The sequence below is a fragment of the Acinetobacter sp. SW-226 genome (assembly GCF_055632855.1).
Window position 1 is genome coordinate 3,249,973 of record NZ_CM145752.1, and the last position, 26,697, is coordinate 3,276,669.

General features: G+C 42.1%; 27 protein-coding genes. 11 read left to right on the top strand and 16 right to left on the bottom strand.

Annotated elements, in window-relative coordinates; translation table 11 throughout:
* Positions 1–46: 46 nt before the first annotated feature.
* Together ACZ8ZH_RS15415 and ACZ8ZH_RS15420 are read left to right on the top strand one after the other, a co-directional pair.
* Positions 47–421 (top strand): hypothetical protein, encoded by a 375-nt coding sequence (locus ACZ8ZH_RS15415; protein WP_228147005.1) that lies wholly within the window; start codon positions 47–49, stop codon positions 419–421.
* Between the two features lie 117 nt (positions 422–538).
* Positions 539–967 carry a hypothetical protein gene (locus tag ACZ8ZH_RS15420; RefSeq protein ID WP_119064622.1) on the top strand — a complete coding sequence of 143 codons (429 nt, stop codon included), beginning with the start codon at positions 539–541 and terminating at the stop codon, positions 965–967.
* A 51-nt stretch (positions 968–1,018) separates the two neighbouring features.
* Here the strand turns inward: ACZ8ZH_RS15420 and leuB are convergent, their stop codons facing one another.
* From leuB to leuC, 4 genes are all read right to left on the bottom strand, one after another.
* Complete coding sequence (gene leuB, locus ACZ8ZH_RS15425) at positions 1,019–2,098, bottom strand: 3-isopropylmalate dehydrogenase (protein WP_119064624.1); 1,080 nt, start codon at positions 2,096–2,098, stop codon at positions 1,019–1,021.
* 37 nt (positions 2,099–2,135) lie between these two features.
* Positions 2,136–2,696 carry a hypothetical protein gene (locus tag ACZ8ZH_RS15430; protein ID WP_086209996.1) on the bottom strand — a complete coding sequence of 187 codons (561 nt, stop codon included), beginning with the start codon at positions 2,694–2,696 and terminating at the stop codon, positions 2,136–2,138.
* A gap of 100 nt (positions 2,697–2,796) precedes the next feature.
* Positions 2,797–3,447, bottom strand: coding sequence for a 3-isopropylmalate dehydratase small subunit (leuD, locus tag ACZ8ZH_RS15435; RefSeq protein WP_119064625.1), 651 nt, complete (start codon positions 3,445–3,447; stop codon positions 2,797–2,799).
* A gap of 21 nt (positions 3,448–3,468) precedes the next feature.
* Complete coding sequence (leuC, locus tag ACZ8ZH_RS15440) at positions 3,469–4,917, bottom strand: 3-isopropylmalate dehydratase large subunit (protein WP_119064627.1); 1,449 nt, start codon at positions 4,915–4,917, stop codon at positions 3,469–3,471.
* A gap of 614 nt (positions 4,918–5,531) precedes the next feature.
* Between leuC and ACZ8ZH_RS15445 the strand changes: the two genes are divergently transcribed.
* Both ACZ8ZH_RS15445 and ACZ8ZH_RS15450 read left to right on the top strand, forming a co-directional pair.
* Positions 5,532–5,768 (top strand): DUF2061 domain-containing protein, encoded by a 237-nt coding sequence (locus ACZ8ZH_RS15445; RefSeq protein ID WP_119064629.1) that lies wholly within the window; start codon positions 5,532–5,534, stop codon positions 5,766–5,768.
* A gap of 153 nt (positions 5,769–5,921) precedes the next feature.
* Positions 5,922–6,779, top strand: a complete 858-nt coding sequence (locus tag ACZ8ZH_RS15450; protein ID WP_086210000.1) for a LysR family transcriptional regulator — start codon at positions 5,922–5,924, stop codon at positions 6,777–6,779.
* 63 nt (positions 6,780–6,842) lie between these two features.
* On the opposite strand, the gene ACZ8ZH_RS15455 is transcribed toward ACZ8ZH_RS15450, so the two are convergent.
* Positions 6,843–7,349 (bottom strand): DUF2628 domain-containing protein, encoded by a 507-nt coding sequence (locus ACZ8ZH_RS15455; protein WP_119064631.1) that lies wholly within the window; start codon positions 7,347–7,349, stop codon positions 6,843–6,845.
* A gap of 122 nt (positions 7,350–7,471) precedes the next feature.
* Here ACZ8ZH_RS15455 and ACZ8ZH_RS15460 point away from each other — a divergent pair, with 122 nt between their 5' ends.
* Entirely contained in the window at positions 7,472–8,419 is a 948-nt protein-coding gene (locus ACZ8ZH_RS15460) for an IS30 family transposase (RefSeq protein WP_119065102.1), read from the top strand.
* A 54-nt stretch (positions 8,420–8,473) separates the two neighbouring features.
* On the opposite strand, the gene ACZ8ZH_RS15465 is transcribed toward ACZ8ZH_RS15460, so the two are convergent.
* Together ACZ8ZH_RS15465 and ACZ8ZH_RS15470 are read right to left on the bottom strand one after the other, a co-directional pair.
* The gene (locus tag ACZ8ZH_RS15465) at positions 8,474–8,719 is read right to left on the bottom strand and encodes a DUF2789 family protein (RefSeq protein WP_086210002.1); all 246 of its coding nucleotides are present in this window, start codon (positions 8,717–8,719) and stop codon (positions 8,474–8,476) included.
* A gap of 215 nt (positions 8,720–8,934) precedes the next feature.
* Positions 8,935–9,585 carry an HAD family hydrolase gene (locus ACZ8ZH_RS15470; RefSeq protein WP_119064063.1) on the bottom strand — a complete coding sequence of 217 codons (651 nt, stop codon included), beginning with the start codon at positions 9,583–9,585 and terminating at the stop codon, positions 8,935–8,937.
* Between the two features lie 182 nt (positions 9,586–9,767).
* Between ACZ8ZH_RS15470 and ACZ8ZH_RS15475 the strand changes: the two genes are divergently transcribed.
* Entirely contained in the window at positions 9,768–10,250 is a 483-nt protein-coding gene (locus ACZ8ZH_RS15475; protein WP_004692547.1) for an RNA pyrophosphohydrolase, read from the top strand.
* 80 nt (positions 10,251–10,330) lie between these two features.
* Entirely contained in the window at positions 10,331–12,628 is a 2,298-nt protein-coding gene (ptsP, locus tag ACZ8ZH_RS15480; protein WP_086210004.1) for a phosphoenolpyruvate--protein phosphotransferase, read from the top strand.
* A gap of 6 nt (positions 12,629–12,634) precedes the next feature.
* Here ptsP and ACZ8ZH_RS15485 read toward each other — a convergent pair whose 3' ends face one another.
* Both ACZ8ZH_RS15485 and ACZ8ZH_RS15490 read right to left on the bottom strand, forming a co-directional pair.
* Positions 12,635–12,823, bottom strand: coding sequence for a DUF7230 family protein (locus ACZ8ZH_RS15485; protein WP_086210005.1), 189 nt, complete (start codon positions 12,821–12,823; stop codon positions 12,635–12,637).
* Positions 12,824–12,999: 176 nt separating this feature from the next.
* Positions 13,000–13,614, bottom strand: a complete 615-nt coding sequence (locus tag ACZ8ZH_RS15490) for a LysE family translocator (protein ID WP_086210006.1) — start codon at positions 13,612–13,614, stop codon at positions 13,000–13,002.
* A gap of 151 nt (positions 13,615–13,765) precedes the next feature.
* Here ACZ8ZH_RS15490 and ACZ8ZH_RS15495 point away from each other — a divergent pair, with 151 nt between their 5' ends.
* Complete coding sequence (locus tag ACZ8ZH_RS15495; RefSeq protein WP_086210007.1) at positions 13,766–14,218, top strand: Lrp/AsnC family transcriptional regulator; 453 nt, start codon at positions 13,766–13,768, stop codon at positions 14,216–14,218.
* 281 nt (positions 14,219–14,499) lie between these two features.
* Positions 14,500–15,636 (top strand): DUF389 domain-containing protein, encoded by a 1,137-nt coding sequence (locus ACZ8ZH_RS15500; protein WP_119064065.1) that lies wholly within the window; start codon positions 14,500–14,502, stop codon positions 15,634–15,636.
* Between the two features lie 6 nt (positions 15,637–15,642).
* On the opposite strand, the gene ACZ8ZH_RS15505 is transcribed toward ACZ8ZH_RS15500, so the two are convergent.
* Positions 15,643–17,295: an acyl-CoA dehydrogenase family protein gene (locus ACZ8ZH_RS15505; RefSeq protein ID WP_119064067.1), complete on the bottom strand. Its 1,653-nt coding sequence runs from the start codon at positions 17,293–17,295 to the stop codon at positions 15,643–15,645.
* Positions 17,296–17,373: 78 nt separating this feature from the next.
* Between ACZ8ZH_RS15505 and ACZ8ZH_RS15510 the strand changes: the two genes are divergently transcribed.
* Together ACZ8ZH_RS15510 and ACZ8ZH_RS15515 are read left to right on the top strand one after the other, a co-directional pair.
* Positions 17,374–18,009 carry a TetR/AcrR family transcriptional regulator gene (locus ACZ8ZH_RS15510; RefSeq protein WP_110975020.1) on the top strand — a complete coding sequence of 212 codons (636 nt, stop codon included), beginning with the start codon at positions 17,374–17,376 and terminating at the stop codon, positions 18,007–18,009.
* 253 nt (positions 18,010–18,262) lie between these two features.
* Positions 18,263–18,694, top strand: a complete 432-nt coding sequence (locus ACZ8ZH_RS15515) for a hypothetical protein (RefSeq protein ID WP_119064069.1) — start codon at positions 18,263–18,265, stop codon at positions 18,692–18,694.
* 151 nt (positions 18,695–18,845) lie between these two features.
* Here the strand turns inward: ACZ8ZH_RS15515 and ACZ8ZH_RS15520 are convergent, their stop codons facing one another.
* The 6 genes from ACZ8ZH_RS15520 to ACZ8ZH_RS15545 form a co-directional block, all read right to left on the bottom strand.
* A complete protein-coding gene (locus tag ACZ8ZH_RS15520) occupies positions 18,846–19,118 on the bottom strand; it encodes a hypothetical protein (protein WP_119064071.1) in 273 nt (90 codons plus the stop codon).
* A 174-nt stretch (positions 19,119–19,292) separates the two neighbouring features.
* Entirely contained in the window at positions 19,293–21,485 is a 2,193-nt protein-coding gene (gene katG / locus ACZ8ZH_RS15525; protein ID WP_119064073.1) for a catalase/peroxidase HPI, read from the bottom strand.
* Between the two features lie 435 nt (positions 21,486–21,920).
* Entirely contained in the window at positions 21,921–22,976 is a 1,056-nt protein-coding gene (locus tag ACZ8ZH_RS15530) for an MBL fold metallo-hydrolase (RefSeq protein ID WP_119064075.1), read from the bottom strand.
* A gap of 70 nt (positions 22,977–23,046) precedes the next feature.
* Positions 23,047–23,985, bottom strand: coding sequence for a cation diffusion facilitator family transporter (locus tag ACZ8ZH_RS15535; protein WP_119064207.1), 939 nt, complete (start codon positions 23,983–23,985; stop codon positions 23,047–23,049).
* 156 nt (positions 23,986–24,141) lie between these two features.
* Positions 24,142–25,368 (bottom strand): 3-phenylpropionate/cinnamic acid dioxygenase ferredoxin--NAD(+) reductase subunit, encoded by a 1,227-nt coding sequence (hcaD, locus tag ACZ8ZH_RS15540; protein WP_119064077.1) that lies wholly within the window; start codon positions 25,366–25,368, stop codon positions 24,142–24,144.
* Positions 25,369–25,373: 5 nt separating this feature from the next.
* Positions 25,374–26,339, bottom strand: a complete 966-nt coding sequence (locus ACZ8ZH_RS15545) for a 3-carboxyethylcatechol 2,3-dioxygenase (protein WP_119064078.1) — start codon at positions 26,337–26,339, stop codon at positions 25,374–25,376.
* Positions 26,340–26,697 lie beyond the last annotated feature (358 nt).

Sequence of the window (26,697 nt, forward strand, 5' to 3'; positions counted from 1 at the left end):
TGCGATAACAACTAAATACACCAAAACAATAATGAAGACGACTTTAATGAAGCTCGCAATTTTACTGTTCCCCATGCTATGTGTTGCCTGTGCCACAACCAACCAAACTCAGCTCAACCAAACCTTACAACACTATATCGGACAATCTTCAGATCAAGTTCAAAACCAACTCAACCTCAATAGCATGGGTTATAAAGTTCTCGGTGCTCCTGTACATACACCCGAGAAACTGACCTACACCCTATTACGCAATATGCCTATTCCGATGGGAACACCCAACCTTGGAACCAGTGTCACTATGGGTGCGCCCATTCCAACACCTTCTAGCGGTAGCCTGAATATTGAAATGAAATGTAAAATTGAGTTCAGACTGCATGATGATCTTGTGGAATCTATTCACTACATCGGTAAAGCGTGTTAACGGCTGTGTTATGTTGAGCCACCTACATACCGTTTATCTCAAATTACTCGAACCATACTCAAACGAATATCCAGATATAGAATACTAAAAGGATGTCTCTCTGCTTAGGGGATAATCATGAAGCCCTTTATTGTCAGTTCCTTGAGTTCCATCTGCTTTCTACTACTTCAAGCTTGTAGCAGCGCTCCAGCGCAAAATCACACCGTCATTTCACCCACTAAAATTGCGCTCCCCGACTATTTAGATCAATATATCGGCCAAGATGTATCGAGCATACGGCGTCAGCTCAACTTACACAGACTCGGTTATGAAACCTTAGGATCACCAATTCAAACATCAAACCAACTGAGTTACACCATCGTCAGACGGATTCAAATTCCAACCCCTATGCCCACTATGCGAAGCGACAGCAGTGTCGGCGCGATTCCTATTCCAACAGCAACCCCATATTATGATGTACAGTTAGAATGCCAAGTTCATTTCTTATTAAAAGACAATATTGCCCAATCTGTTCAATACCAAGGCAAAGCCTGTAAAGGTTATTAAATCTTGGGAAAAAAAACGCAGCGAATGGCTGCGTTTTCCAGTGTATCTAACTTAGTTCAGTGCAGCCACAACCGCCTGCCCCATTTCCGCAGTACCCACTTTGCTCATGCCTTCAGACATAATGTCAGCAGTACGTAAACCTTGATCCAACACACTTCCTACCGCATCCTCAATCGCTTTTGCAGCAGCTTCTTCACGGAAAGTATAGCGTAGCATCATTGCAACAGACAGAATGGTCGCCAATGGGTTAGCAACGTTTTGACCTGCGATATCTGGTGCAGAACCATGGCATGGTTCATACATACCTTTGCCACTTTCATCCAAAGATGCCGACGGAAGCATGCCAATCGAACCCGTTAACATTGCTGCTTCGTCAGACAAAATGTCACCAAATAAGTTACCTGTCACAATCACATCAAACTGTTTTGGTGCACGAACCAGTTGCATTGCTGCATTATCTACATACATATGCGACAAGTTAATGTTTGGATAATCTGCTTCTTTCATGGCTGTTACGGTTTGCTTCCAAAGCTCTGTCACTTCAAGTACATTGGCTTTGTCTACAGAGCACACTTTACCGCCACGTAAGCCTGCAAGTTCAAATGCGACTTTGGCAATACGCTTAATTTCAGACTCAGCATAAACGTCAGTGTTAAAACCTTGTTTTTCGCCATTTTCCAGTTCACGAATACCACGTGGTTGACCAAAGTAGATGCCACCAGTCAATTCACGAACGATTAAAATGTCCAAGCCTGCAACAATTTCAGGCTTTAAACTTGATGCATCTGCCAATTGCGGATACAAAATCGCTGGGCGCAAGTTTGCGAATAAATTGAGCTCACTACGAATTTTTAATAAACCACGTTCTGGACGAATTGAGCGTTCAATGTTGTCCCATTTTGGTCCGCCAACTGCACCAAGTAAAATCGCATCTGCATTTTTGGCTTGTGCTGCAGTTACCTCTGGATAAGGTGAACCATGTGCGTCAATCGCAGCGCCACCCAGTAAACCTTGTTCCCACGTTAAACCTAAATTGAATTGATCGTTTACTCGTGTAAGCACTTGTTCTGCGGCTTTTACAATTTCAGGACCAATGCCATCACCCGCCAAAATCAAAATATGTTTAGACATGAAAAATTCCATTGTTGGTGAGTTTTAACTCACACGATTAAAGTTTTTGTTCTACAAACTCACCCAAGCCATTTAGGACATTGTACGGTTTGCAAAAACGACGAATTGTTCTTTGGTTTTGCTTTAAATCGACACATAAAGGGTCAGGTGCAGACATATTCAATAAACTTCCCTGATGTCGACTGCGCGCACGAAACATTCTAAAAGTATAACGTTCAGCAGGCTTAAAGCGATGAATCACATGTAAGGTTTCTGCTCGGTCTGCTGAGACTGGATAGAAGCGAATGACCAGTTCATGCTGCCCAGCAGGCACCGACAAAAACAGTGAATTTGCATCATTCAAATCATCTCGCTTCAAACGAACAATTTGTTCTCGAATTGCATCACGGCTCACACGGTGATTGTCTGCATTGACGATTTTGATTTTATTCAATCGCTCAAACTCACAGTTCACTGTACCTGTACAATAAATTTGTGCATTGTTTTTACTTGCTGGGGTTTCATGAATACGCTTTATACTTGCCGTATTCATGCTTTGACAGGCAGTTAATGTGCCTATCAAAGCAAGTAGAGCGATACGACCATAACTCGTCACCATTGTTCAAGTCCAACCTTTACCAGTAGCAAAACGATTAAAATTCTTTTGCTCTGATATTAACAAGAGATAAACCGCAGCACTAGTTATATCGTTTCTTCAATTAAGCATGAATTTCAGCAAACACCCACGGACGTGATGCTTTGGTCTTTTCTTCATAAGCACGAATCTCATCTGCTGCTTGTAAGGTCAAACCAATATCATCCAAGCCATTTAACAAACAATGCTTACGGAAAGGATCTACCTCAAATTTGAAAGCTTCACCCGATGGTGTACGCACTTCTTGCGCATCCAAATCAATCGTCAGTTGATAGCCTTCATTTGCTGCACATTCTTTGAAGAGTTGGTCAACAATCTCTTCAGACAAAATCACAGGCAACATGCCATTTTTGAAGCTGTTGTTAAAGAAAATGTCTGCATAACTCGGTGCAATCACGGTACGGAAACCATATTCTTCCAATGCCCACGGCGCATGTTCACGGCTAGAACCGCAACCAAAGTTCGCGCGAGAAATCAAAATCGAAGCACCTTGGTAACGTGGCTGATTCAATGCAAAATCGGGGTTTTTAGGACGTTTTGAATTATCTTGTCCTAAAAAACCTTCATCTAAATAACGCAATTCATCAAATAAGTTTTCACCAAAACCCGTGCGCTTAATGGATTTCAAAAACTGTTTTGGAATGATCAAATCTGTATCGACATTGGCACGGTCTAAAGGTGCAACGATACCCTGTTCAACGGTATATTTTTTCATGTCTATGCTCCCAAGCCCGAATTAAAATGAACGCACATCGACAAAGTGACCTGCAATCGCTGCTGCCGCTGCCATCGCTGGACTCACCAAATGCGTACGACCACCATTGCCCTGACGACCTTCGAAGTTACGGTTGGAGGTCGATGCGCAGTGCTCACCAGGTTGTAATTTGTCTGCATTCATGGCTAAGCACATTGAACAACCTGGCTCACGCCATTCAAAACCCGCTTCAATCAAAACTTTATCTAAGCCTTCCGCTTCAGCTTGAGCTTTCACTAAACCAGAACCCGGGACCACCATCGCCTGTTTAATGGTACTTGCCACTTTTTTGCCTTTGGCAACTTCCGCCGCTGCACGAATGTCTTCGATACGCGAGTTGGTACATGAACCAATAAAAACACGGTCTAACTGAATGTCTGCCAATGCCTGACCTGCGGTTAAACCCATGTACTGATAAGCACGCGTCCAGTCATTACGCTGTACATCATCTTTGGCTTGTTCCAAAGTCGGCACCGCTTGAGAAACTGGAATCACCATTTCAGGCGAGGTCCCCCAAGACACTTGTGGTTCAATCTCTTCACCTTGTAATACCACCACAGTATCAAAATGTGCGTCTGCGTCCGAATGTAAAGTATTCCAGTAAGCCACTGCTGCATCCCACTGTTCACCTTGTGGTGCGTAAGGACGACCTTTCACATAGTCAATGGTTTTATCATCAACAGCCACCATACCGACACGCGCGCCACCTTCAATCGCCATATTACAAACCGTCATACGACCTTCAATCGACATATCGCGGAAGACTTGACCACCGAACTCGATCGCGTGACCTGTCCCGCCTGCCGTACCAATTTTACCGATGATGGCTAAAACGACATCTTTCGAAGTGACACCTTGACCTAATTTTCCATCAACACGCACCAACATGTTTTTCATCTTCTTTTGAACCAAGCACTGGGTTGCCAATACATGCTCTACTTCAGATGTCCCAATCCCGTGTGCCAAGCAACCAAAAGCGCCATGCGTTGCTGTATGAGAGTCGCCACACACCACCGTCATGCCTGGTAAAGTTAATCCTTGCTCAGGTCCCACCACGTGTGCAATACCTTGACGCACATCATTAATGTCAAACTGCACTACATTAAAAGTTTTGCAGTTGTCGTCTAAGGTTTGGACTTGAATGCGTGAAGTATCATCTTCAATGCCTGCAATACCTTCTGATCGCTCTTTGCTTGAGGTTGGAACATTATGGTCAGGTGTTGCCACGTTCGCACTTAAACGCCATGGCTTACGGCCTGCAAGTTGCAAACCTTCAAAGGCTTGTGGCGACGTCACTTCATGTAATAAATGACGGTCGATATAGAGTAAAGCTGAGCCATCATCACGCTGTTTTACTAAGTGGTCATCCCACAATTTGTCATACAATGTTTTTGGAATTTGGGGGGTTGCTTGTTGGTTTTCGCCTGCCATGTCGATTGACTCCACTGGACTGGGTAATTCTTTCATTAAAAACGATTATAACGGTGATTTCACATAAATCTAATTTATCATTTTTATTAATTTAAAAACTTTTTGGAATTATTTTTAAATCACTCAAGTTCATGCTCTGCTACCGAGTTTAGACGCTTTCAGCAGATTTTACCTAAGCTCATAACACATTGTATACCGTGCTTTTTCTCAACTGAACCACCCTAAACCAACGTTTATTTTCTCCCAGTTAATGCTTAAAATTATTTATGCTTGAATTAGACATAAAAGTAGCGCTGAGAATCCAATAGAGTCAAACAACAAAACAAACTCAGCTCGACATTGCCGACATAAATTCACTAGTAACATCCATTTTATGCTGAATGAACGCTCTTAATTCTTTGCATAACTTGAAGCTACTTGTATTTTTACAAAAGGATTGATGGTTCAAGCAAAAGCCTTAATCTCTGTTTTTTATAATGTTAAACATAAAACGAAGCACATTATTTCACTTGATTCAAAAATTCAATCGAGACCAATCAAAATTTCATTTTGACTTCACCAATGATAATAATTATTATTTACAAATGTAAAGTGTTATTGAGAGGACTTTTATCATGTCAAACATTCAAAAATTTGTAGCAAAAAATCAACGCATCTTCAAAAAAACTTTAAGCTACTACATCATGCATATTACGGTCGCTATGTTAGTTGCGTATATGGTCACAGGTAACTTATGGATGGCGGTTACCTTAAGTTTGCTAGAACCGACTGTTCAAGCTTTTGCCTTCTTCTTCCATGAGCGAATTTGGGAAAGAAAAAGCCGTAGCACAGAAGAAAATATTCCTGCCTAAGCCCCATTTCCTCTCATTAACTTAAAAAGATCACTTTTAGTGATCTTTTTTTATCTCAATGCAGATGAAATAACACCCGCTTTATTTTAAAGATCGCAATTCATATAAAATGATTTTATAATTCAATTATACTTTCATAACCAGATTATCCTTATGAATCTTGCAGCCTTCGAAGCTTTTGTAAAAGTCATGGAAACCGGCTCTATTTCTTTAGCCGCAGATCAACTCTTCATTACGCAACCTGCTGTGACCAAACGTATTCATAGTTTAGAAGAATATTTTGGTGTGAAACTGTTTGAGTCGGCAGGTCGTGGTGTACAAGCCACGCATGCCGCACATTCACTGCTGCCTAAAGTCAAAAATTGGCTCAATGAACTGGGTGACATTCACCATACCTTGAGTCATGAACAAGGCATGGTTCAAGGCAAACTTAAAATTGGCACCAGTCACCATATTGGTTTACATCACCTACCCAATCATTTACGTGAATATGTACAAACCTTTCCCAATGTCACTTTAGATGTACACTTTGTCGACTCAGAGCAAGCGCATGAAAAAGTACTGGCGGGTGACTTAGAATTGGCTTTTTTGACGCTTCCACCGAAGTTAGATGAGCGTTTGCAATATGTCACCATTTGGGAAGACCCCTTAGTTTTTGTAGCAGCGCCCTTTCATCCGCTGGCACAAATGCAAAACTTAAAACTCGAAGATCTGATTCAGTACCCAAGCTTATTGCCTGCGTCTCAAACCTATACCAGCCAAATCACACTGGCAGAATTTGAGAAACAAGGGCTAAAACCTAAAATTAGCATGAGTAATAATCCACTCGAATCAATTCGCATGTTGGCATCTATTGGATTGGGCTGGTCAGTGCTTCCCAAGACTTTGATCAATCAAGACCTACAACAGTTAAATATTAAATTTGAAATGAACCGCCAATTGGGTATGGTTTGGCATCCTGGGCGAACGCAGTCGCGTGCAGTGCAAGAACTGATTACGATGATGAAATAAGCGCTGCACCAAATAAAAAAACCATCCTGTAGGATGGTTTTTTTATTTGGTGCGAGGAGTGACTTAAGAACCGCCTATAGCCAATGCAATCAGTCCAAGCCAAATCGCTAACAAAATCGCACCGGCTAAGAGATTTGTACCACCACGATTTTCTAATTCTGTTTCGACATTGCCATTTCCGAACTGGCGGATTTTAGTAATCTGCTTATCGACGTGATGCTTATACAAAGTGTTACCCAGCATGCCAAATGCAACAGCCAAGCCGATATTTGCCCCCGAACTGTCAATCCCCAAAAGTGCTTCAACAATCCCGATGAACACAATCAGAGCTATGGACATAAAGCCATAACTGTACATTTTCCGATAAAACAACCAAATTACGCCCAAGAAAAAAGCCGCAACATTAAATCCTGCATATTGTTTCTTGGGTGTGATTTTTTCAAATTGAGCCTGATAGTACGACGCATATTTCTCCCCGATAAATACAGCACGATCTAGTTCGAGCTGATCGACTGAAACGCAACTCTCTAAAACACGAGGCGACGAAAAAGATTGTTGATCTAAAGACATAAATTGCTTCTTATTTTTTATTTCTTAGATTCTCAAATGAAGTGCAAAAGAGATTAAATTATTGGAAAGAAGCAAGATGAGCTAGCATTTTGCTTCCGACCGACCAAAGTCAAAGTTGCATCATGAACTATACTCATCTTACCCAAGAAGAACGATATCAGATTTATACATTGTTACGTGAAGGTTTTTCTAAACGTTATATCGCTTGGAGACTGAATCGTTCACCTTCAACCATTTCTAGAGAAATCAAACGTAATCGAGCTAGAAATGGCTATTTCGCTAAACATGCCAATAAAGTAGCTCGAAGACGTCACTGCTCCAATCCTAAAAGAATCCCTTGTGAAATGTGGGCACATGTCATCTCTTATCTTGATCTTCAATGGAGTCCTGAACAGATTGCTTCTCATGTTCCAGTCAGTTTGCATTCAATTTATCGCTTTATACGACAGGATAAAAACAATGGCGGTACACTCTTTCATCACCTACGTTTCAGAAATCAAAGAAAGAGGAAATACGGCTCTCCTGAAACCCGTGGTCAGCTGAGTAATCGTAAAAGCATTCATGATAGACCTATCGAGATTGAGCGGCGGAATCGCTTTGGTGATCTGGAAATAGATACGATTGTTGGTAAGAACCATCAGCAATCATTGGTCTCTATTGTGGATCGGAAGACAGGTTATTTATGGCTGAAAAAGTGTAGCTCACGCAAGGCAGAGGAAATTTGCCAAACAACCATCAGCCTTCTTAAGCCAATCAAAGATCAGCTAAAGACTATTACCGCAGATAATGGTAAGGAGTTTAGTCTGCATAAGTATGTTGCTCAAGAATTAGAACTAGACTGGTATTTTGCTGATCCTTATAGCGCTTGGCAACGAGGTACGAATGAAAATACAAATGGTTTAATCAGACAATACATTAAAAAAGGCAGTAATTTAAATGCCTATACGGATGAATATATCTCAGAAATCACTCAACGTTTGAATCATCGCCCAAGAAAAAGACTCAGCTTTAAAAGTCCGAGTCAGGTATTATGGCAACAACATGGTGTTGCACTTCAAATGCTAATCTAAGTTTTATTGAAGAAATGGGGGCAAAGCTTTTCAGCATCGCCCCAAAAATATCACTTATTTTTTAATCAATGAATCTTCATGTAAAGATTCATTGAGTTGATCCACAATAATTGCCCACTCACCATCCGATTTAATTTTTTCTGCCAAAAACTGACGTTGCGCTTCAGTCCAATATTCCGCATCAACAATCATGGTTTGCGCATTAAGCTGATGCGTTACAATAAATAAGGCAATCGCATCTTCATTTGCATCTAAACCGAGTTGCTCAAACAGATGGGTCATTCTTGGTCGTACACTCATGTTATTCTCCACGATACTGTTCTAATTTTTACATAGTCAAAATAGCTTTAGCCAAGTTTTAACATAGCATATTTAGTTAGTTTTCCAAGATTTGTCGTCCCATCACCACAATATTTTATCAATAGATTTGCTTTCAATGAAATTGACTGACTCAATGTCTTTGCAATAAAAAAGACGACCCGAAAGTAGCCTTTTCAATATCGAAAGATAAATAATTAAATGGACCAGTCTTGGATTTCCCATGCCTGATCTTTAGCCAATGCTTCCAAACGATCATCTGGATTAACGGCTATCGCATGGTCGGCGTATTCAAGTAAAAAACGATCATTAATAGAGTCCGAATACGCCCAAGACTCGGTAACATCACGCCCTGCTAGCCACTGATCTAAACGCGTCAATTTGCCTTTTTGGTAGCACGGCGTATTGATCACTTTGCCCGTATATTTGCCATCAACCACTTCAGCATTGGTTGCAATGATTTCGCTAATCCCAAACTCGCGAAAAATTGGAGCGGTAATAAAGTCTGAAGTGGCCGTGATCCCAACCAAAGCATGCCCTGCCTCTTTGTGACGTTGAATGGCTTGAAAACCATCAGGACGCATTTGCGGGCGAATCACTTTTTGCATGAATAACTCATGCAGTTCAGTGAGGTAGGTATTGTCATGTTGAGTTAAAAATTCAAACACAAATTCATTATAAGCAATCGGGTCGAGTTGCCCTGCTTTGTAATCTTCATAAAATTTATCGTTCATGGCACGATGGCGAACTGGATCAACCAAGCCCTCATTCACCAAAAACTCTCCCCAAGAATGATCCGAATCGGTGTTTAACAAAGTGTGATCGAGATCAAATAGCGCCAATTTCATGAAAATACTCGTAAAAACTGAAATTTAAGAAAAAATTTGTAAATCTATCTCCGCTAGTCGATAGAAATTCGTTAAGATCATAGCAATTTTAACATTTTTAAACTTTGCTTTTTTCGAGTTGGATGCAGAAATAAAAATCCCCGATCGCAAAGTCATAAATTACACAATATTTAGGTAGCCAAATGATCGATTCGGAAGGTTTCCGACCCAATGTCGGGATCATTTTGGCAAACGAGTTTGGACAAGTTTTATGGGCAAAACGCATTGGACACAATGCTTGGCAATTTCCACAAGGAGGTATCCAATATGGAGAAACCCCTGAACAGGCACTTTATCGTGAGCTGAGAGAAGAAGTTGGCTTACTGCCCGAACACGTCCAAATAGTAGCGCAAACTAAAGGTTGGCTGCGTTATCGTTTGCCGCACCGATACATTCGTACAGATTCCGATCCCGTATGTATTGGACAAAAACAAAAGTGGTTTTTACTCAAACTCACTGCCCCCGCTCAGAATATTCGTTTGAATTTGTCTGATCCGCCCGAGTTTGACCAATGGCAGTGGGTCAGCTATTGGTACCCACTGGGGCAAGTGGTGAATTTTAAACGCGATGTATACCGCAAAGCGATGGTGGAGTTGTGCAATCAGCTCCCTCAAAAAAAGCCTTAAAAAATCTAGACGTCCTACAGATTTTTTAAGGTTCTCTTGTTATAAATAAGTTGGACGCACTTTTTTTTGGAGTAGATGCGATGTCGAATATGCAACTGGATACCCTTAGACGTATTGTGCAAGAAATCAATGCGTCCACCAGTTTGCATGAATCACTCGACATTATGGTCAACCATGTGGCAGAAGCCATGCACGTTGACGTTTGCTCCATTTATTTATTGGACGAGCGTAATCAACGTTATTTGTTGATGGCATCGAAAGGTTTGAACCCCGATTCAGTCGGCCATGTTTCACTACATACCAGTGAAGGCTTAGTCGGCCTAGTCGGACAACGCGAAGAAATCGTCAACCTTGACAATGCCCCGAAACATGAACGTTTTATGTACTTACCTGAAACAGGTGAGGAAATTTATAACTCGTTCCTTGGCGTACCCGTCATGTACCGCCGTAAAGTCATGGGCGTGCTTGTTGTGCAAAATAAAGAGCCTCAAGACTTTAGTGAAGCGGCTGAATCCTTCCTTGTCACCCTCTGTGCACAACTTTCAGGGGTCATTGCTCACGCACATGCCGTGGGCAATATCGACGTTTTTCGTAAGCCCAGCAATTTACCCGCTTACAAAACTTTCCAAGGCGTCCCTGGTTCAGGTGGAATTGCCTTAGGCCGTGCTGTCATTCTCTACCCACCTGCAGATTTGGCGGCTGTTCCTGACCGTGAAGCCGATGATATCAGTGAAGAATTAGCCCTACTGGATCGTGCCCTAACCTCAGTGCGTGATGAAATCAAATCGCTTGATGACAAGATGCAAGACGCCCTTATGGCTGAAGAACGTGCCCTGTTTAGCGTGTTCTTACGCATGTTGGATGAAAATGCGCTACCTGCTGAAATTAAAGAGCAAATTCGCGAAGGTAACTGGGCACAAGGTGCAGTACGTATCGTCATTGATAACCATATTGATCTGTTTGAACAAATGGAAGATGACTACTTACGTGAACGTGCGGCAGATTTAAAAGATTTAGGTCGACGTATTTTGGCCTATTTGCAAGAAGCGGATTCGAGTCACCGTGAACTTACCGATGAAAGTATTCTGATTGGAGAGGAAATTTCAACCGCAGCTTTGGTTGAACTTCCTGTCGATAAAATTGCTGCGATTGTCACCACAGAAGGTGCCATGAACTCGCATATGGTAATTGTGGCACGTGCTCTCGGCATTCCAACCGTTGTGGGGGTGACTGAACTACCGATTAATACACTCGATGACGTTGAAATGATTGTCGATGCGCATCAAGGTCGGGTCTTTATTAATCCACCTCGTCGTCTACGTACCCGTTATAAAGAGATTCAAAAAGAAGAAGAGCAAATTGCCAAAGACTTAAAACAGTATGAAACCAAAGATGCCATCACCCCTGATGGTGTCGCAGTCAAACTGTTTGTCAATACTGGTCTAATGATTGATGTGGTGCGCGGTGTACAACGCGGAGCCAAAGGTGTTGGTCTATATCGCTCCGAAATTCCATTTATGCTCCGTGACCGCTTCCCTGGCGAAGAAGAACAACGTGCGATTTATCGTCAGCAGTTGAGCCACTTCGCCAACAAACCCGTGGTGATGCGTACACTCGATATTGGCGCCGATAAAGACTTACCTTATTTCTCCATTGAGGAAGAAAACTCCGCACTCGGTTGGCGCGGCATTCGCTTTACGCTCGACCACCCTGAAATTTTCTCTTCACAAATTCGTGCCATGCTTAAAGCCAGTATTGGTTTAAATAACCTGCATATTTTACTGCCGATGGTCACCAGTGTCAGTGAAGTAGAAGAAGCACTGTACCTTCTTGAGCGTGACTGGGTCGCAGTGCAAGAAGAGGAACAAGTAAAAATCACCAAACCGAAAATTGGTATTATGGTTGAAGTTCCAAGCGTGCTGCTGCAAATAGATGAGTTTGCCGAATTGGTTGACTTTTTCTCGGTCGGCTCAAACGATTTAACCCAATATTTACTGGCAGTCGATCGAAATAATCCACGGGTTGCTAACGTTTATTCACATTTCCACCCTTCAATTTTGCGTGCACTGACTCGCTTAGTCAAAGAGTGTCATAAGTACAACAAACCAGTCAGCATTTGTGGAGAAATGGCAGGAGACCCTTTATCTGCGATCTTACTGATGGCAATGGGCTTTAATACGCTGTCGATGAGCTCAAGTAACATTCTGCGTGTACGCAAAGCTATTTGTCATGTGCCGATGCCTGACGCGATTGAACTCTTAGAACACGCATTGAAAATGAGTAATCCACTCATTGTAAAAAGCCAAATGGAATATTATTTTAAAACACACGGTTTAGGCGATATGGTCAAATCAGCAACACGTATTGTGACGGCTTAGAAGCCTTTAAACACAAAAAAGAGGCATTAAAAAAGGGAGATAATCATCTGAATATCTCCCTTTTTTGTGCTTGTCATAGCCTCGTTTTGCATTTTTCTTTCGGTCTACAAAGACTTGGCTTTGGTTGACTTCATGCATGTGTTTTGCCACGAAGTTGTGAATCACAACTTTTGGCTCAGCTTTCTTCTTTGCCATTTTCCCACCTAACTGAACGGATGATATCGCATAGGATATGGCTGGAATTTTACGCTTTTTTGTATACTTTACAAGCGACTTTCATGTCATTTCTGTCTCTTAGCGTAGCCTATTTTTAAAGAGATAGCTCATACAACTATTTAAGCGCCATAACTTGCGTCTGCTGAAACATACACTTAAAAATAAAATTGATCTAACAATAAAATGATTGCAATCAAAATCATCAATGCACCAGAGACTCGACTCACGATCATAGCTGCATGAGGACGTGTTGCTAAAACTCTTTGCGCACTAAACCCGACCAAAAAGTAAACCGCCGCACAACTAACCAAATGGATTCCTGCCAATAAAATAATCTGAGAAGTTGCCGATACAGCAGATTTTGGATCAATAAAAGGTGGCAACAACGCTAGAAATAAAAGCAGGACTTTCGGATTTAAACCACTCAAATACACCCCACGAATGTACCAAGATTTAGAGGAAGTCAATGCCACCTGATCACGACTAATACTTGCAGGACGCATCGACAAGTTCAAACCCATCCAAAGCAGATACAGTGCCCCAATAGCTGTAAGCACTTGAAGTAACATTGGCTGACTCGCAACCAAAGTTCCAACACCAGCCGCAACAGTCAAAGCCGCCATCAAGTGTCCAGTTAATAGCCCCGTCACCGCAGGTAAGACTCTTTTACCTTGGATTCCTGAAGAAATCACATAAGCCCAATCTATACCTGGTGTGATCACGAAAAGTATAGAAACGCTCCAAAACGCAATCAAAATGCTGAGTGACATCCCTTTCCCCTTTTATCGGTTATCGTTGTTAAAATTTGGGGAGTTGATCATTCAAACAGCCTCAAATAATTTTGAAAGGATATCCTTTAGGCTCTAAAATGTGCTTTCAAATCTTTGTGCAATAACGGCTAAAAAAGGGAGATTCTTCCACATGGATAAAATTGATAAGAAGATTCTTGCTGAACTACAAGCAGATGGACGTTTATCGGTTACCGAGTTGGCAAATAAAGTTGGATTGAGTCTTTCACCCTGTCATCGACGAGTCAAAGCCTTAGAAGATGCGGGTATTATCAAAGGCTATCGTGCACAGCTCGATTTTTCTCAGTTGGGTTTAAATTTTTCGACCATTGTTTTTGTCACCCTCAAAAATGGCGATAAAAATTCAGTACTCAGCCTTGAAGAGGCTATTTTGCAGATTCCTCAAATTGTAAAAGCACAACGGCTTTTTGGTGACCCCGACTACTTACTGCATGTTGTCACCTATGACTTGGAAAGTTATCAGAAACTCTATGATGAACAACTGTCAGCACTCCCCAATGTGCAACGCCTGATTTCCACTATGGTCATGAAAAATATTATTTCGAATCGGAGTGTTTTATTCTAAAAAGAACACTATACAGTGGTATCCACCCTACCATTTAGTGAGAAACGTCATACAACGCAATACTTACCCTAGTTCGATGGATGAGCTGAACGACAAAAGACCAATCCAACCTAAAGGTAAATGAGCCAAGCCATACTACGCGTATAAAGAGAAAAAGTTCTATTTACGAATGCTGAAAATTTATACGCAACTTATCTTATTTTTCACTATTGTTTATATTTGTTTCCTTCTTTAAAAGCGCTAAATTAATACTTAACTCGATATAAAATAAGAGCATCATCATGCCATTAGAAAAAGACAAAGATGCAACTATTGTGGTCAACGACACCCCTGACCAAGAAAAGTATGAATTCTTAAAAGAGAAGATTCGTTATAAACAAGCTTTACGCGAAAATTCAAAAAAAATTGACCATCAAAAAGTTCGGCTGAATATTCAAGCGGATGCTCTTCCCAGTAAAACCTTTTTTATTATGAATGCCTTGGCGGCCATCATTGCAGGTTATGGCCTGCTTTCAAACTCGGCTGCGGTAGTGATTGGCGCGATGCTAGTGGCGATGATGTTAGGGCCTATTTCAGGTATTGCCTTGGCTTTAATTGACAACCGCCTTTTACTGTTTAAAACCGCGCTGTCCACTTTACTCCTTGGCATTGCCATGATTTATAGCATTGGAATCGTGATTGGTTTAGTAAACTATGACCTGCCTATGACCAATGAGATTCTATCGCGCACGCAACCGACCATTTTAGATTTGATGATTGCTTTAGCAGGTGGTGCAGCAGGAGCTTTTGCTTCGGTTTCACCTCGGTTGTCTGTAGCAGTCGTCGGTGTCGCTGTTGCCACTGCTTTGGTTCCGCCCTTGGTGGCCAGTGGGATTTTATTTGCACATATGGAATGGAAAAATTCAGCCAATGCTTTTTTACTGGCGGTGACCAATATCTTTGCCATTCAGATTAGCTCATCTTTAGTCCTTTGGATTGCAGGCTTTAGACGTGGTTCCAGCGAAGAAGTGCAGAGTAATGTCAAAGAGTTTCTCAAACGTAATGCTATTAGCTTAATGTTCTTGGCGCTCTTAGGGATTTATCTCTCCTTTAATTTTTATACTCTGCTCAATGCTCGACTATATGAAAGCAGTACTGAAGCAACCATCAGTACTGCGCTGAATCATGATAATAATATTATTGATACCATCCAATTCGATAAAAGAGATGATTTCACTTTAGTCCGTGTCTCTATCCGTGGCGATATCCCGCCTAGCCCTGCACAAATTGCAACACTCAATCAGAAACTTTCGTCAGACTCAAACAATAAACCCAGTATCGTCCAAGTCCGTTTTATTCCGATTGATATTATTCAGGCTGAGGACAGCCCCAACGTCAAACTCGAACAACATGAGGCGCAAAAACTTTCAGTACAATAATGTGCCTTAAACCGCAAATGCTCTATGCAGCAGTCGTTCTACGTCGGGTTGTTTCATCTCAAGCATCCCGACAACCCGACCATGAAATGGACTATAACGGCTTTGAATAAAACCATCAGCCACATAGTCTGGTGCATGCCGTTTTAGCAGGACTGCTTGAGTCAAAATCACCAGCCTACTGACCAAACTGCGCCCCATAAATTGCAGCTCTTCAGGTGCCTGCTGGAATAATTTAAATAGACTTTGTAGCTCTTGCTTCAACTGGTCATCTTGCATCGCGGTGGATGCTAAATCTTGAAACAAGATCTCAATCGACTCTACATCACGGCTGATGGCACGCAATACATCCAAACACATGACATTACCCGAACCTTCCCAAATAGTATTGACTGGGGCTTCTTTAAAAATGCGCGCCATGATGCCGTTGTCGACATAGCCATTGCCCCCAAAGACTTCCATCATCTCGCCAGTCAACTCAACTGCACGCTTACATACCCAGAACTTCGAAGCTGGGGTCATAATGCGTTTCCATGCTACGGACAATGCGTCATCCGCTTCATAGCAATGTGCAAGATGGAAACTAAGTTGCATCGCCGCTTCCGTTTCTAAGGCTAAATCTGCCAATACCGCTTGCATCAAAGGCTGCTGTGCTAAGTGTTTGCCAAAAGCTTTGCGCTGACGGGTATAAACAATACATTGCACCAAGGCTTGCCTAAGCATGGCAGTACTGCCTACGGAACAGGTCAGACGGGTGTAATTCGCCATTTCAATAATGGTGGGAATACCGCGTCCAGCCTCCCCAATCATAATGCCCCACGCGTCTTTAAATTCGACTTCGGAACTGGAGTTGCTACGGTTGCCCACTTTGTCTTTTAAGCGTTGCACATGAATTGGGTTCTTGCTGCCATCCTCTAGCCAACGTGGCACAAAGAAACAGGCCAAACCATCTTGTTCCGTCTTTGCCACCACCAAATGTGCATCACACATCGGTGCAGAGAAAAACCATTTATGCCCTGTGAGCAAATAGGCTTGTCCACGCCCCGACTCTGCGACAGGTACTGCAATGGTTTCATTGGCACGTACATCCGAACCGCCTTGTTTCTCAGTCATGCCCATCCCTAGCCAAATTGATTTTTTCTGGCTGATGGGCACATCACGTTCATCGTATTCGGTCGAAAGTAACTTATCGCCGATTTTGGCCCACAGTTCAGGCTCACGTTGAATCAGTGGAATACTGCCCAAAGTCATCGAATTTGGGCACAAGTTTCCACACTCGACCTGCCCTGCCAAATAAAAACGTGCTACCCACTCGACCCATTTTGAGGATGAATTCGGATGATTAAACGGATGTGCATGGGTATCGAACTGACGGTTCAGTCCCATCCATTTATGCCATGCAGGGTGAAACTCGATAAAGTCTTTACGGCGTCCGCGAGCATCGAAGGCATGTAAAATAGGTGTATGCCTATTGGCCAGATCGGCATAGTCATAATATTCCACCGAACCAATTACTTTCCCCATCTCTGTGAGTCTTGCCTGATCCTGACTGCCATAACGGGCCAATATTTTTTGTAAAACGATATCAGTTTCAAACAGATTGTAATTTTCCAGTTCATCAAACTGATTGCTGATTTGATGGGTCATCCCTGTCGTATTCATATCACTTTGCTCTTGTTATGCTGTGCTTTTCATTTCAGTATAGAGAAAAATTGAGTCTGCCATGTTCAGCTTTGTGCTATGAAGAATCCTGAGATCCAAGTCCGCCGTAGACCGCGCCAGTCGCGAGCTAAACTCACCCAAGAAGCTTTGCAAGAAAGTTTTGTTCGGCTTTTGCATGAGCGTCATGCACATGAAATTACCATTCGGGAAATTACCGATGTGGCAGGTGTCGGTTTAGGGACTTTTTATGAGTACTTTTCAAAGAAGGAAGATTTGGTTGCATTAACCATTCATCAGCACGTAAAAACCAATGCGGAGCAACTAAAAAGTTATGCACAAAGCCTGATAGAGTTATCCACAAAATCAAATTTTGAAGACTATTTACAACAAATTATTCACTTTCAGCTCGAACAGATTCAGATTCGACAGTTTCTCTGGGCGCAGACTTTTTTGCTGGAACGGCAGGTTTCAAACATTGAAAGCTATCGAAAGAGTTATGAAATGATGGTGCAAATGTGGCGCAGTATCCTTGAGCCTTATGTTGATGATGCAGAGCAACTCCTGCAATTGAGTTTAAATCTGCAACGTGTGTGTTATGGCTTTGTGTCGCAGACATTATTGATTGAGCCAGAGTTTGCAGAATGGGTAATATTGGAGAAAGATATTCTTCAAAATTTAGTTAAACCTAATTTTGAATACAAACAGCTTTATTAAAAGTTAAAGATCCTTTTAGGTTGACAGAACATAATTAAGTTACTTACAAAAGCGATAAATTTCGTAAAAATATAGACTTACTTCATTATTTACTTATATTTTCGTTTTAAAAAATATTCATATCAGCTCTATTATATAAATGAAGGGAATACAACTCAATTAATGACTTAATTTTTAAAAATTAGTTTACAAGATAGACAACTTCTATAAGAACTCTTATTTTAATCATTCAATATTAAAGAATAAGAAAATTATGAGCTTATTAAAAACACATATAGAGTTTCGATCTGATAACTTCCCTCAAACTTCTGAAGAACAAAAAAATTGGGATGGGCAAATTTGGGGCTACACATTAGCCAAATACTTATCAGAAGAACTTCCTAAACATGGTGTAACTGTATCAGAGTTCTTAAATGAGGATTGGGGATATTTAATACCTTTAGCAGATGAAAGCTTTAAAGATATTTGGATTGGTTGCAATCATTATCAAGAGTATAAGAATGGTTTCTTAGTTTTTATAAACCCATCTAAGCCAATAATTAAGAAAGGATTTTTTAAGAAAATTGATATATCAGAGCAACTTACATTCCTAGCTACTATTTTGAATGAAATACTTACAACTAATCCTACGATTTATGCCCAACACTGGTGGGATGAAAGAGAGATGAAACTAATTGGAGAATAACATCTTGTAAATCAAATAATTTTAGCATCTTATAATCCATAAAAAAACCGCCCTTACAGGCAGTTTTTATTCCAGTGAAAATTACTTCGCATCAAAACGGCATATATCCATTCCATAATTTAAGAAGCAATAAACATTGAGGCTTCAATCATTACGAACGATTTTTTTCATTCAAATCTTTGGGTGGCATAGGGCAACCATTTGCGTCTTTAGGAGGCTGCGGATGGTCTTTCCCCTGTGCGTCTTTAGGAGGTCGTGGTCTATCTTTATTATCCATATCTTTTGGTGGTGGAGGACAATCTTGCGTTTGATTTGAAGCAGGTTGTTTTTGTATTTGCGTATTTTGTGAGCTTGCGGCTAAGGCTGTGCCAGCAAGAGCAAGTGTCCCCAAACCTAGAATTAGACCCGTTAATACTTTTTTCATTGTGATGTACCTCTATGCTATAAATTATTATTCCAATGCTATAAATCAATTATGGATATTTAATGGATTTATATATTTGGGCAAACATTTCTATTCTCATTTTTGGTTAATTTATTATAAAAATTCAAATATAAAAAAACCGCTCTTTTGAGCGGTCTTTTGTTCTTGTGAAACCTACTTCACATCAAAACGGTCTGCATTCATTACTTTCACCCAAGCGGCAACAAAGTCTTTTACAAACTTCTCTTTGTTATCATCTTGCGCATAAACTTCCGCATATGAACGTAAAATCGAGTTCGAACCAAAGACTAAGTCTACACGTGTTGCCGTCCATTTGGTTGCCCCTGTCGCACGCTCCACGATTTCATAACGGTTTTTACCCACAGGTTTCCAGTTGTATTTCATGTCGGTTAAGTTCACAAAGAAATCATTACTCAGTACCCCTACGCGATCTGTCAACACACCTTCTGGTGTACCTGCATAGTTCGTACCAAGTACACGCATACCACCAACCAATACCGCCATTTCAGGTGCAGTCAAACCGAGTAATTGTGCACGGTCTAACAGCATTTCTTCAGGTTGTACGCTGTAATCTTCTTTGACCCAGTTACGGAAACCATCATGCTTAGGCAATAAGTCTTCAAAAGAATACACATCAGTTTGCTCTTGAGTCGCATCGCCCCGTCCGGCAAGGAACGGAACTTTGATATTCACACCCGCAGCATGCGCCGCTTTTTCAACAGCTGCTGTGCCACCCAGTACAATTAAATCCGCAATACTGACTTTTTTCGCAAGACCTGCCTGAATTTCTTTAAGTTTCGCCAAAACTTTGGCTAAACGCTCAGGCTCATTGCCCACCCAGTCTTTTTGTGGCGCAAGACGGATACGCGCCCCATTGGCGCCACCACGGTAGTCTGAACCACGGAAAGTACGCGCACTGTCCCAAGCAGTATTGATCAATTCAACCGAAGTTAAACCACTATTCAGCAGTTTCGCTTTTAACTCTTCTATTTCAGCTTCAGACAAAACATAATCGACCGATGGAATTGGGTCTTGCCAAATCAGGTCTTCACTCGGAACATCTGCACCTAAGTAGCGGGATTTTGGTCCCATATCACGGTGCGTCAGCTTATACCAAGCACGCGCAAACACTTCTGCCAAATAAGCTGGGTCTTTATAGAACCGCTCTGAGATTTTGCGGTATTCAGGGTCTATTTTTAATGCCATATCAGCATCAGTCATCATTGGGTTACGGCGTACATTTGGGTTATGCGCATCAACAGGTTTGTCTTCCTCTTTGATGTTAATCGGCTCCCATTGTTTCGCACCCGCAGGACTGGTGGTTTTTTCCCATTCATAAGTGAACAACAGATAGAAAAATTCGTTATCCCATTTGGTCGGGTGTGTGGTCCAAGCCCCTTCTAAACCACTGACCATGGTGTTCGCACCATTGCCTGTGCCTTCAGAGTTATGCCAACCAAGACCTTGAAACTCAACGTCTGCGCTTTCGACATCTGCCCCTAAGTTTTCAGCTTTACCATTCCCGTGGGCTTTCCCTACGGTATGACCACCCGCAGTCAATGCCACGGTTTCTTCATCATCCATTCCCATACGGTCAAAAGTGACACGCATGTCTTGTGCAGTACGGAGGGGATCTTGAACGCCATCAACCCCTTCTGGATTGACGTAGATCAAACCCATTTGTACCGCAGCCAATGGATTTTCAAGCGATTTACGGTCTTGGTCATTGGCATAACGGTTTGCTGTTGGTGCCAGCCATTGGCGCTCTTCGCCCCAGTAAATATCTTTTTCAGGTGCCCAAATATCTAGACGACCACCACCGAAACCAAAGGTTTTCAGACCTGCTTCTTCATAAGCTACGGTCCCTGCGAGAACGATTAAATCGCCCCATGAAATTTTATTGCCATATTTACGTTTGACTGGCCAAAGCAGGCGACGGCCTTTATCGGTGTTGACGTTATCAGGCCAACTGTTGAGGGGCGCAAAACGTTGGTTTCCTGTGTTTGCACCGCCACGTCCATCTTGTTTACGGTAAGAACCCGCCAAGTGCCATGCGGTACGTACAAACATCCCAATGTAGCTACCATAGTCAGATGGCCACCATTCTTGGCTGCTGTTGATGAGTTCACGTAGGTCTTGTTTCACCGCGTCTAGATCTAATGATTTGAATGCGGCTGCATAGTCAAAATCAGGATCCATCGGGTTGGTTTTTTTATCGTGTTGTGACAGGATGTCTAAATTGAGCGCATTGGGCCACCAATCAGAATTATTGGTGCTGGCTAAACTCGTTTGTCCACCATCTTTCTGGTGAAATGGACAACCTGATGCTTGCATATTCTGTGTCATGTCGAGCTCCAAATTTGATCATCAAATTATGATTATCATGAACCGTTTAAAGTATTTATTACTTTTCTAACATAGCCCTTTTTTATGACAATCTAAAGCGAGTTTTACGAATAAAAACAATCGGATTACTCCATGTAAATATTTAAGAAAGAAAGATTTTTAACTTTTCAACAAGATAGAAGTCGACGAAAAAGCAACAGCAAGAAAAGCCTTTAATGCAGAGTTAATAGGCATTTTCAATTGAGTTTATCGTTTAAAACTTAGACGATTCCTACCAGCAATCAGTGCGGCTCAGGTTGAGTAAAAATCAAACAATAAAAAAGGCATACTTTCGGTTTTTAGATTTTTTTTGAAAGATATTTTAGTGATGTCGTTATGGTCTTGGTGATGACTGTATTTTGCCAGCCATCACCTAATCTTTACATAAAGTGCCCATTACACGCTTAAGCGTCGACCTTCTCTTAAGCAAACAAACGGATTCATCAGCTTCGAACTATTTTTCATCGCCACTTTCAAATCCATCTCAGGTTGCTCACGACTTTCATCAGTCAGTTGAAAGGTGCGATAGTGAATGGCCATCGAGCATTTAGCATGCAGGTCTTTATGTGCTTGAAAGGCATCTTGTGGATTCATATGCATATAGCGCATGAGCTCACGCGGTTCATACGCCCCGATAGGCAGTAGTGCAATTCGCGGTGCGCCAAAACGCTGATGCAGCTCTTTAAAGTGCGGCGAATAACCTGTATCCCCCGCAAAATAAGCATAGTCAGCGCCACAGTGAATACTAAACCCGCCCCATAACGCACGGTTTTGATCACGTAGTCCACGTCCAGAACCATGCTGTGCTGGGGTATAGACCAATTTCAAATCATGCAAGCGTGCTGACTGCCACCAATCCATTTCCAACACTTGTAAATGCTTGGGTAAATACCATCCATTGCCCAAACCCGTATAAATGGGCATGGCGAAACGCTCATACAACCAGTTCAGACTGGCTATATCCATATGATCATAGTGATTGTGGCTCAAAAGCACCGCATGGATGGTCGGCAAATTTTCTAGGGCAATCCCCGCAGGCATGACACGGCGTGGCCCTCGCCCTTGCTTCGGACTGACATGTTCCGCCCACACAGGATCGGTCAATAAATTATAAGGGCCAATCTGGAGCAATACCGTGGCATGCCCCACAAACCAAACTTGCCAATCATTTAAATCGGCATGAGGACGGTCTTGCGGTAGACTTTTTTTATCGGCATGAAAATGCGCATATTCTTGTGCTAAATCGACATTCCATGTCGAAGACTTACGTTTCATCAACCATTTCAGTAAATCGCCACGACTACGCCCTTCGGGTCGACGAACCGAATTGAAAAAGCGTGTCCCGTTATAATGGTCGGAGTGTAGAAACTGAAATTCAGGTTGTCGCCACGTATGGGACATCGTATTTTCAGTCAGAATTTGATAATGGAGTTCAGTTGATTTTGGCTTCATTTAACGTCGTTATCTTTATTGCAATACACCAGTAACAGGACCAGTTTTGAAAACTGACCTCTACCTTAACCTATTCCAAGCGTCCTTGCATTCGCTCTAACCACACTTTTTTTGATTGTGGCTTAACAAAGAGTGCCACAATTTCAGGATGATTTTGTTTAATTTTTGCTTCAATTCGATTGACACAGGCTTCTATCTCATCGGTAGTCAGGTGATCTTCAAACTCCACGCTCAATGAGGCCAAAACCTGTTTGGCACCCATTTGTTCGGTCAATAAGCCATTGGCCGACAGTACGCCTTCATCGTCTTGGGCAATTTTTAAGATGTTTTGCCGTACATGCACGTCTGCGGTTTCCCCGAGGAGCAAGCCTTTGGTTTCTCGTGCCAAAAGAAAAGCTGACACCGCCAGAACCAGCCCAATCAGGAGGGACGCTACTCCATCCAGTTCAGGCAGATCTAAACGATGTGCCAAATAAATAGCCAAAAAGGCAATCAACAGTCCAATCAATGCAGCAGAGTCTTCAAACAAAACGGTAAACGTGGTGGGATCTTTACTGCGTCGAAAAGCCTCAAAATAACCTTGCTGACCTTTCGCTTTACGAAACACTTTCAGGGCAACACACCATGACGCCCCCTCACTTACAAATGCAAAACCAAGTACAACATAATTGATGATCGGATTTAAAATCGGTTCAGGGTGTAAAATGTGCATGATCCCATTATACATAGAGACCAATGCCCCTAAGGCAAACACCATAAGAGATACAATGAAGGCCCAAAAATACAGCTCTCGCCCATAGCCAAAAGGATGATTAAAATTGGCAGGTTTATTCGACTTTTTTAGCCCATATAACAATAAAATTTCGTTTAAGGTATCTACAACAGAGTGAATCGCTTCACTCAACATGGCAGAACTATTGGTCAGATAAGCTGCTATAAACTTCACCAAGGCAATCGCTAAATTACCTATGAGTGCGGCATAAACCACCAGTTTATTTGAATCTGCCATATCGACTTTTAGCCCAAGCTGTATTCTATTTATGTTTTTATCATATCGAAATTTAGTGGCGCATAGCGCAGGTTTTTGTAGTTCATAAATAATAAACAGACCTAAGCAAACCTTGGTCTGTTTAAATACACCCATTTAAGTGCAAAGCTTTAAATCTCAGGCAATTTTACGTAAATCCTGCAACACGTCTAAATGTTTTTCTGCATCAAAGATGACTTGTTTGCCAATCATTTTTTTCAAATGTCGCATGTCTTTGGCTGCGTTCACGGTGATTCCCCCCACGATAACGCCATCGGTCACTCCAAACAGAACAAACGAAGAGGCTGCACGGAGTTCAGGTCGAATTTCGCCACGAACAATCCACTCTGCTGCGGCCATATCACCAACAAACTGATAGTTAATATCGAGCTGATCCGTCCAAAACCATGCAGGATTTGCTTTTGGATGCTCTACACTCATCACGTGACGGGCAAAAATTCCAGCCTGTAAATTGGCATTTTCCCATGTTTCCACACGACGGTACTGACCATCAGCACGAAGTTGGGTCGCGACATCACCCGCAGCAAAAATATCTGGATGTGAAGTTTGGCAGTGTTCATTCACTTGAATGGCACTATCAACCGCTAAACCAGCATCGACTGCCAGTTGCGCATTCGGGACAATCCCAATACCATAAATCACGGCATCTGCACGTAACTGTTCCCCTGTTGCAAGAGTGATTACCACGGTTTCACCATCTAAATGACAGTGATTAATGGTGCTATTCAAGCGCACATCGACACCAGCAAGACGTTGTTGCGCCAATAAAAACTCACTCAAAATCTGCGGGGATGAACGCCCCATCACCATTGACCCCATTTCAATCACCGTCACTTGACAGTCTTTAAAGCGCGCAGAGGAAGCTAATTCAAGACCAATCACACCACCACCAATCAGCACAATGCGCTTTCCTGCTTGTAGGACTGGAATCAATGCTTGTGAATCTTCCAAATTACGTAAGGTATAAACATGTTGACTGAGTGCATCAAAATTCGGCAAGCGACGTGCTGCACCGCCAGTCGCAAGCAACAGTTTGTCATAAGCAATCACATCACCCTTTTGCAATTCAACAGTTTTTTCCTCAGGGTTGATTTTCACCACGCCATTACCACGGATATGCGTGACACCTAAAGTCGCCAATTTCTCTTCTGATAAAATCTCAACCTTGGTTTCTTCGGGCTTTAAAATCACATCTTTGGATAAAGGTGGACGTTCATAAGGCAAATGAACTTCATCCCCAATTAAAATGATTTTGCCTGCAAACTGATTGCCACGGAGTTCTAAAATCGCGCTCGCACCTGCTTGGCCTGCACCAACAATGACGATGGTTTCAATATTGCTCATTTGATTCACCCTTTTAACTCTGCCGATACAATACCAAAGCCCGCAATCCACTCGCTGATGTCTTCATAGCAATGTGTGGTCATGTCATATTCGCCAAGTTCATGTAATGCAGCAAATGCCGCCATCCAAGAACGGACTTCCTGACCACCACGCCCACCATCACGGCGAATATCGGCTTCAGTCATCGCTTCAATTGTGGCGAAGTCTGCTTTGGCCAATATTTCAAGCAATGCACGATCCCATTCTGGATTGAGTGGCACGGCAACAGATTGATCACCTGCTGCCAGTTTCTGCCCCACGGCAATAATTTTGGCTTGACGATGATTCCGTGATTCTTCACTCGGATTACGTCCACAAATCAAAAACTCTTCCACTTCTGGCGGTACAGCACCCATTTGTGGTGTCGGAGGATCATGTGAAAGTCCACCTGTTCCTAAAATTAAAACCCTTTCATTTTCAAGATTTAAAGACTGAATAAATTGTCCAACAGCACGCCCCAAAGCAATGGTTCGCTTGGTGGTTGGCATCGGCGCCGCTGCACCATTGATAAAAATAGGAATGGTTGGATAACGGTCTAGCTGTCCACCACACAGAAAATGTAACGGCTGCGTCACGCCGTGATCGGCTTGCATTCGGTAGGAATAGGCAACATCCACACCTTCATCGAGTACACGACGCACCAAAGCAATCGCAGTATCTTCAGGCACATTGATTTTGTCGTTATCTTTACCGTAGTCCCAATCACCTGCCGCAGTTGCACGAATACCCACACAAAAACTTGGCATCAAATCATAGAAAAAGCCATTAAAATGGTCTGGGCCAAAAGTAATGATGAGAGTTGGATCATACCCTTTGACTTCTGCCGCAAGCTGGGCAAAAGTCTCACGTACAATCTGTTCTTTACGCTGTTCTTGCGGTGAAGCGAATTCCATTAAGGGACTGTGCGATGCACAAATGAGTTTAACGGCCATGTGTGACTCCAAAATAGAAACCGTCGCTTAATGACTGTGTTTCCTTAATATATGCAAAGATCTCAATATAAAGACTGGGTCAAAATTAAGCGTTGAAATGAAGAAGCGGAGTCTTTCCAATAAAGCATCAACTTCCGGACTAACCTTCGGTTCGACCTACTTTTCTTTTGGGAAAAGTAGGCAAAACCATTGTCATTCGCAAAACTCGGCAACAACCATCACGACATTGACAGGTCGCAGAAACATTTCGTTTTAGCTTTAGTCCTGCCTCAAACAATTGCGAATGACTTTTCCGCGTACCCAAAATTTTTGAAATACTCATCAAACCTAATTGAGTTTAGATTTGAGATTTCTTTAC

What these genes read in the sequence shown, in the direction of transcription:
- ACZ8ZH_RS15415 (WP_228147005.1), top strand. Translation starts at nt 47, where the DNA reads ATGAAGCTCGCAATTTTACTGTTCCCCATGCTATGTGTTGCCTGTGCC.
- ACZ8ZH_RS15420 (WP_119064622.1), top strand. Translation starts at nt 539, where the DNA reads ATGAAGCCCTTTATTGTCAGTTCCTTGAGTTCCATCTGCTTTCTACTA.
- leuB (WP_119064624.1), bottom strand. Translation starts at nt 2,098, where the DNA reads ATGTCTAAACATATTTTGATTTTGGCGGGTGATGGCATTGGTCCTGAA.
- ACZ8ZH_RS15430 (WP_086209996.1), bottom strand. Translation starts at nt 2,696, where the DNA reads ATGGTGACGAGTTATGGTCGTATCGCTCTACTTGCTTTGATAGGCACA.
- leuD (WP_119064625.1), bottom strand. Translation starts at nt 3,447, where the DNA reads ATGAAAAAATATACCGTTGAACAGGGTATCGTTGCACCTTTAGACCGT.
- leuC (WP_119064627.1), bottom strand. Translation starts at nt 4,917, where the DNA reads ATGGCAGGCGAAAACCAACAAGCAACCCCCCAAATTCCAAAAACATTG.
- ACZ8ZH_RS15445 (WP_119064629.1), top strand. Translation starts at nt 5,532, where the DNA reads ATGTCAAACATTCAAAAATTTGTAGCAAAAAATCAACGCATCTTCAAA.
- ACZ8ZH_RS15450 (WP_086210000.1), top strand. Translation starts at nt 5,922, where the DNA reads ATGAATCTTGCAGCCTTCGAAGCTTTTGTAAAAGTCATGGAAACCGGC.
- ACZ8ZH_RS15455 (WP_119064631.1), bottom strand. Translation starts at nt 7,349, where the DNA reads ATGTCTTTAGATCAACAATCTTTTTCGTCGCCTCGTGTTTTAGAGAGT.
- ACZ8ZH_RS15460 (WP_119065102.1), top strand. Translation starts at nt 7,472, where the DNA reads ATGAACTATACTCATCTTACCCAAGAAGAACGATATCAGATTTATACA.
- ACZ8ZH_RS15465 (WP_086210002.1), bottom strand. Translation starts at nt 8,719, where the DNA reads ATGAGTGTACGACCAAGAATGACCCATCTGTTTGAGCAACTCGGTTTA.
- ACZ8ZH_RS15470 (WP_119064063.1), bottom strand. Translation starts at nt 9,585, where the DNA reads ATGAAATTGGCGCTATTTGATCTCGATCACACTTTGTTAAACACCGAT.
- ACZ8ZH_RS15475 (WP_004692547.1), top strand. Translation starts at nt 9,768, where the DNA reads ATGATCGATTCGGAAGGTTTCCGACCCAATGTCGGGATCATTTTGGCA.
- ptsP (WP_086210004.1), top strand. Translation starts at nt 10,331, where the DNA reads ATGTCGAATATGCAACTGGATACCCTTAGACGTATTGTGCAAGAAATC.
- ACZ8ZH_RS15485 (WP_086210005.1), bottom strand. Translation starts at nt 12,823, where the DNA reads ATGGCAAAGAAGAAAGCTGAGCCAAAAGTTGTGATTCACAACTTCGTG.
- ACZ8ZH_RS15490 (WP_086210006.1), bottom strand. Translation starts at nt 13,614, where the DNA reads ATGTCACTCAGCATTTTGATTGCGTTTTGGAGCGTTTCTATACTTTTC.
- ACZ8ZH_RS15495 (WP_086210007.1), top strand. Translation starts at nt 13,766, where the DNA reads ATGGATAAAATTGATAAGAAGATTCTTGCTGAACTACAAGCAGATGGA.
- ACZ8ZH_RS15500 (WP_119064065.1), top strand. Translation starts at nt 14,500, where the DNA reads ATGCCATTAGAAAAAGACAAAGATGCAACTATTGTGGTCAACGACACC.
- ACZ8ZH_RS15505 (WP_119064067.1), bottom strand. Translation starts at nt 17,295, where the DNA reads ATGAATACGACAGGGATGACCCATCAAATCAGCAATCAGTTTGATGAA.
- ACZ8ZH_RS15510 (WP_110975020.1), top strand. Translation starts at nt 17,374, where the DNA reads ATGAAGAATCCTGAGATCCAAGTCCGCCGTAGACCGCGCCAGTCGCGA.
- ACZ8ZH_RS15515 (WP_119064069.1), top strand. Translation starts at nt 18,263, where the DNA reads ATGAGCTTATTAAAAACACATATAGAGTTTCGATCTGATAACTTCCCT.
- ACZ8ZH_RS15520 (WP_119064071.1), bottom strand. Translation starts at nt 19,118, where the DNA reads ATGAAAAAAGTATTAACGGGTCTAATTCTAGGTTTGGGGACACTTGCT.
- katG (WP_119064073.1), bottom strand. Translation starts at nt 21,485, where the DNA reads ATGACACAGAATATGCAAGCATCAGGTTGTCCATTTCACCAGAAAGAT.
- ACZ8ZH_RS15530 (WP_119064075.1), bottom strand. Translation starts at nt 22,976, where the DNA reads ATGAAGCCAAAATCAACTGAACTCCATTATCAAATTCTGACTGAAAAT.
- ACZ8ZH_RS15535 (WP_119064207.1), bottom strand. Translation starts at nt 23,985, where the DNA reads ATGGCAGATTCAAATAAACTGGTGGTTTATGCCGCACTCATAGGTAAT.
- hcaD (WP_119064077.1), bottom strand. Translation starts at nt 25,368, where the DNA reads ATGAGCAATATTGAAACCATCGTCATTGTTGGTGCAGGCCAAGCAGGT.
- ACZ8ZH_RS15545 (WP_119064078.1), bottom strand. Translation starts at nt 26,339, where the DNA reads ATGGCCGTTAAACTCATTTGTGCATCGCACAGTCCCTTAATGGAATTC.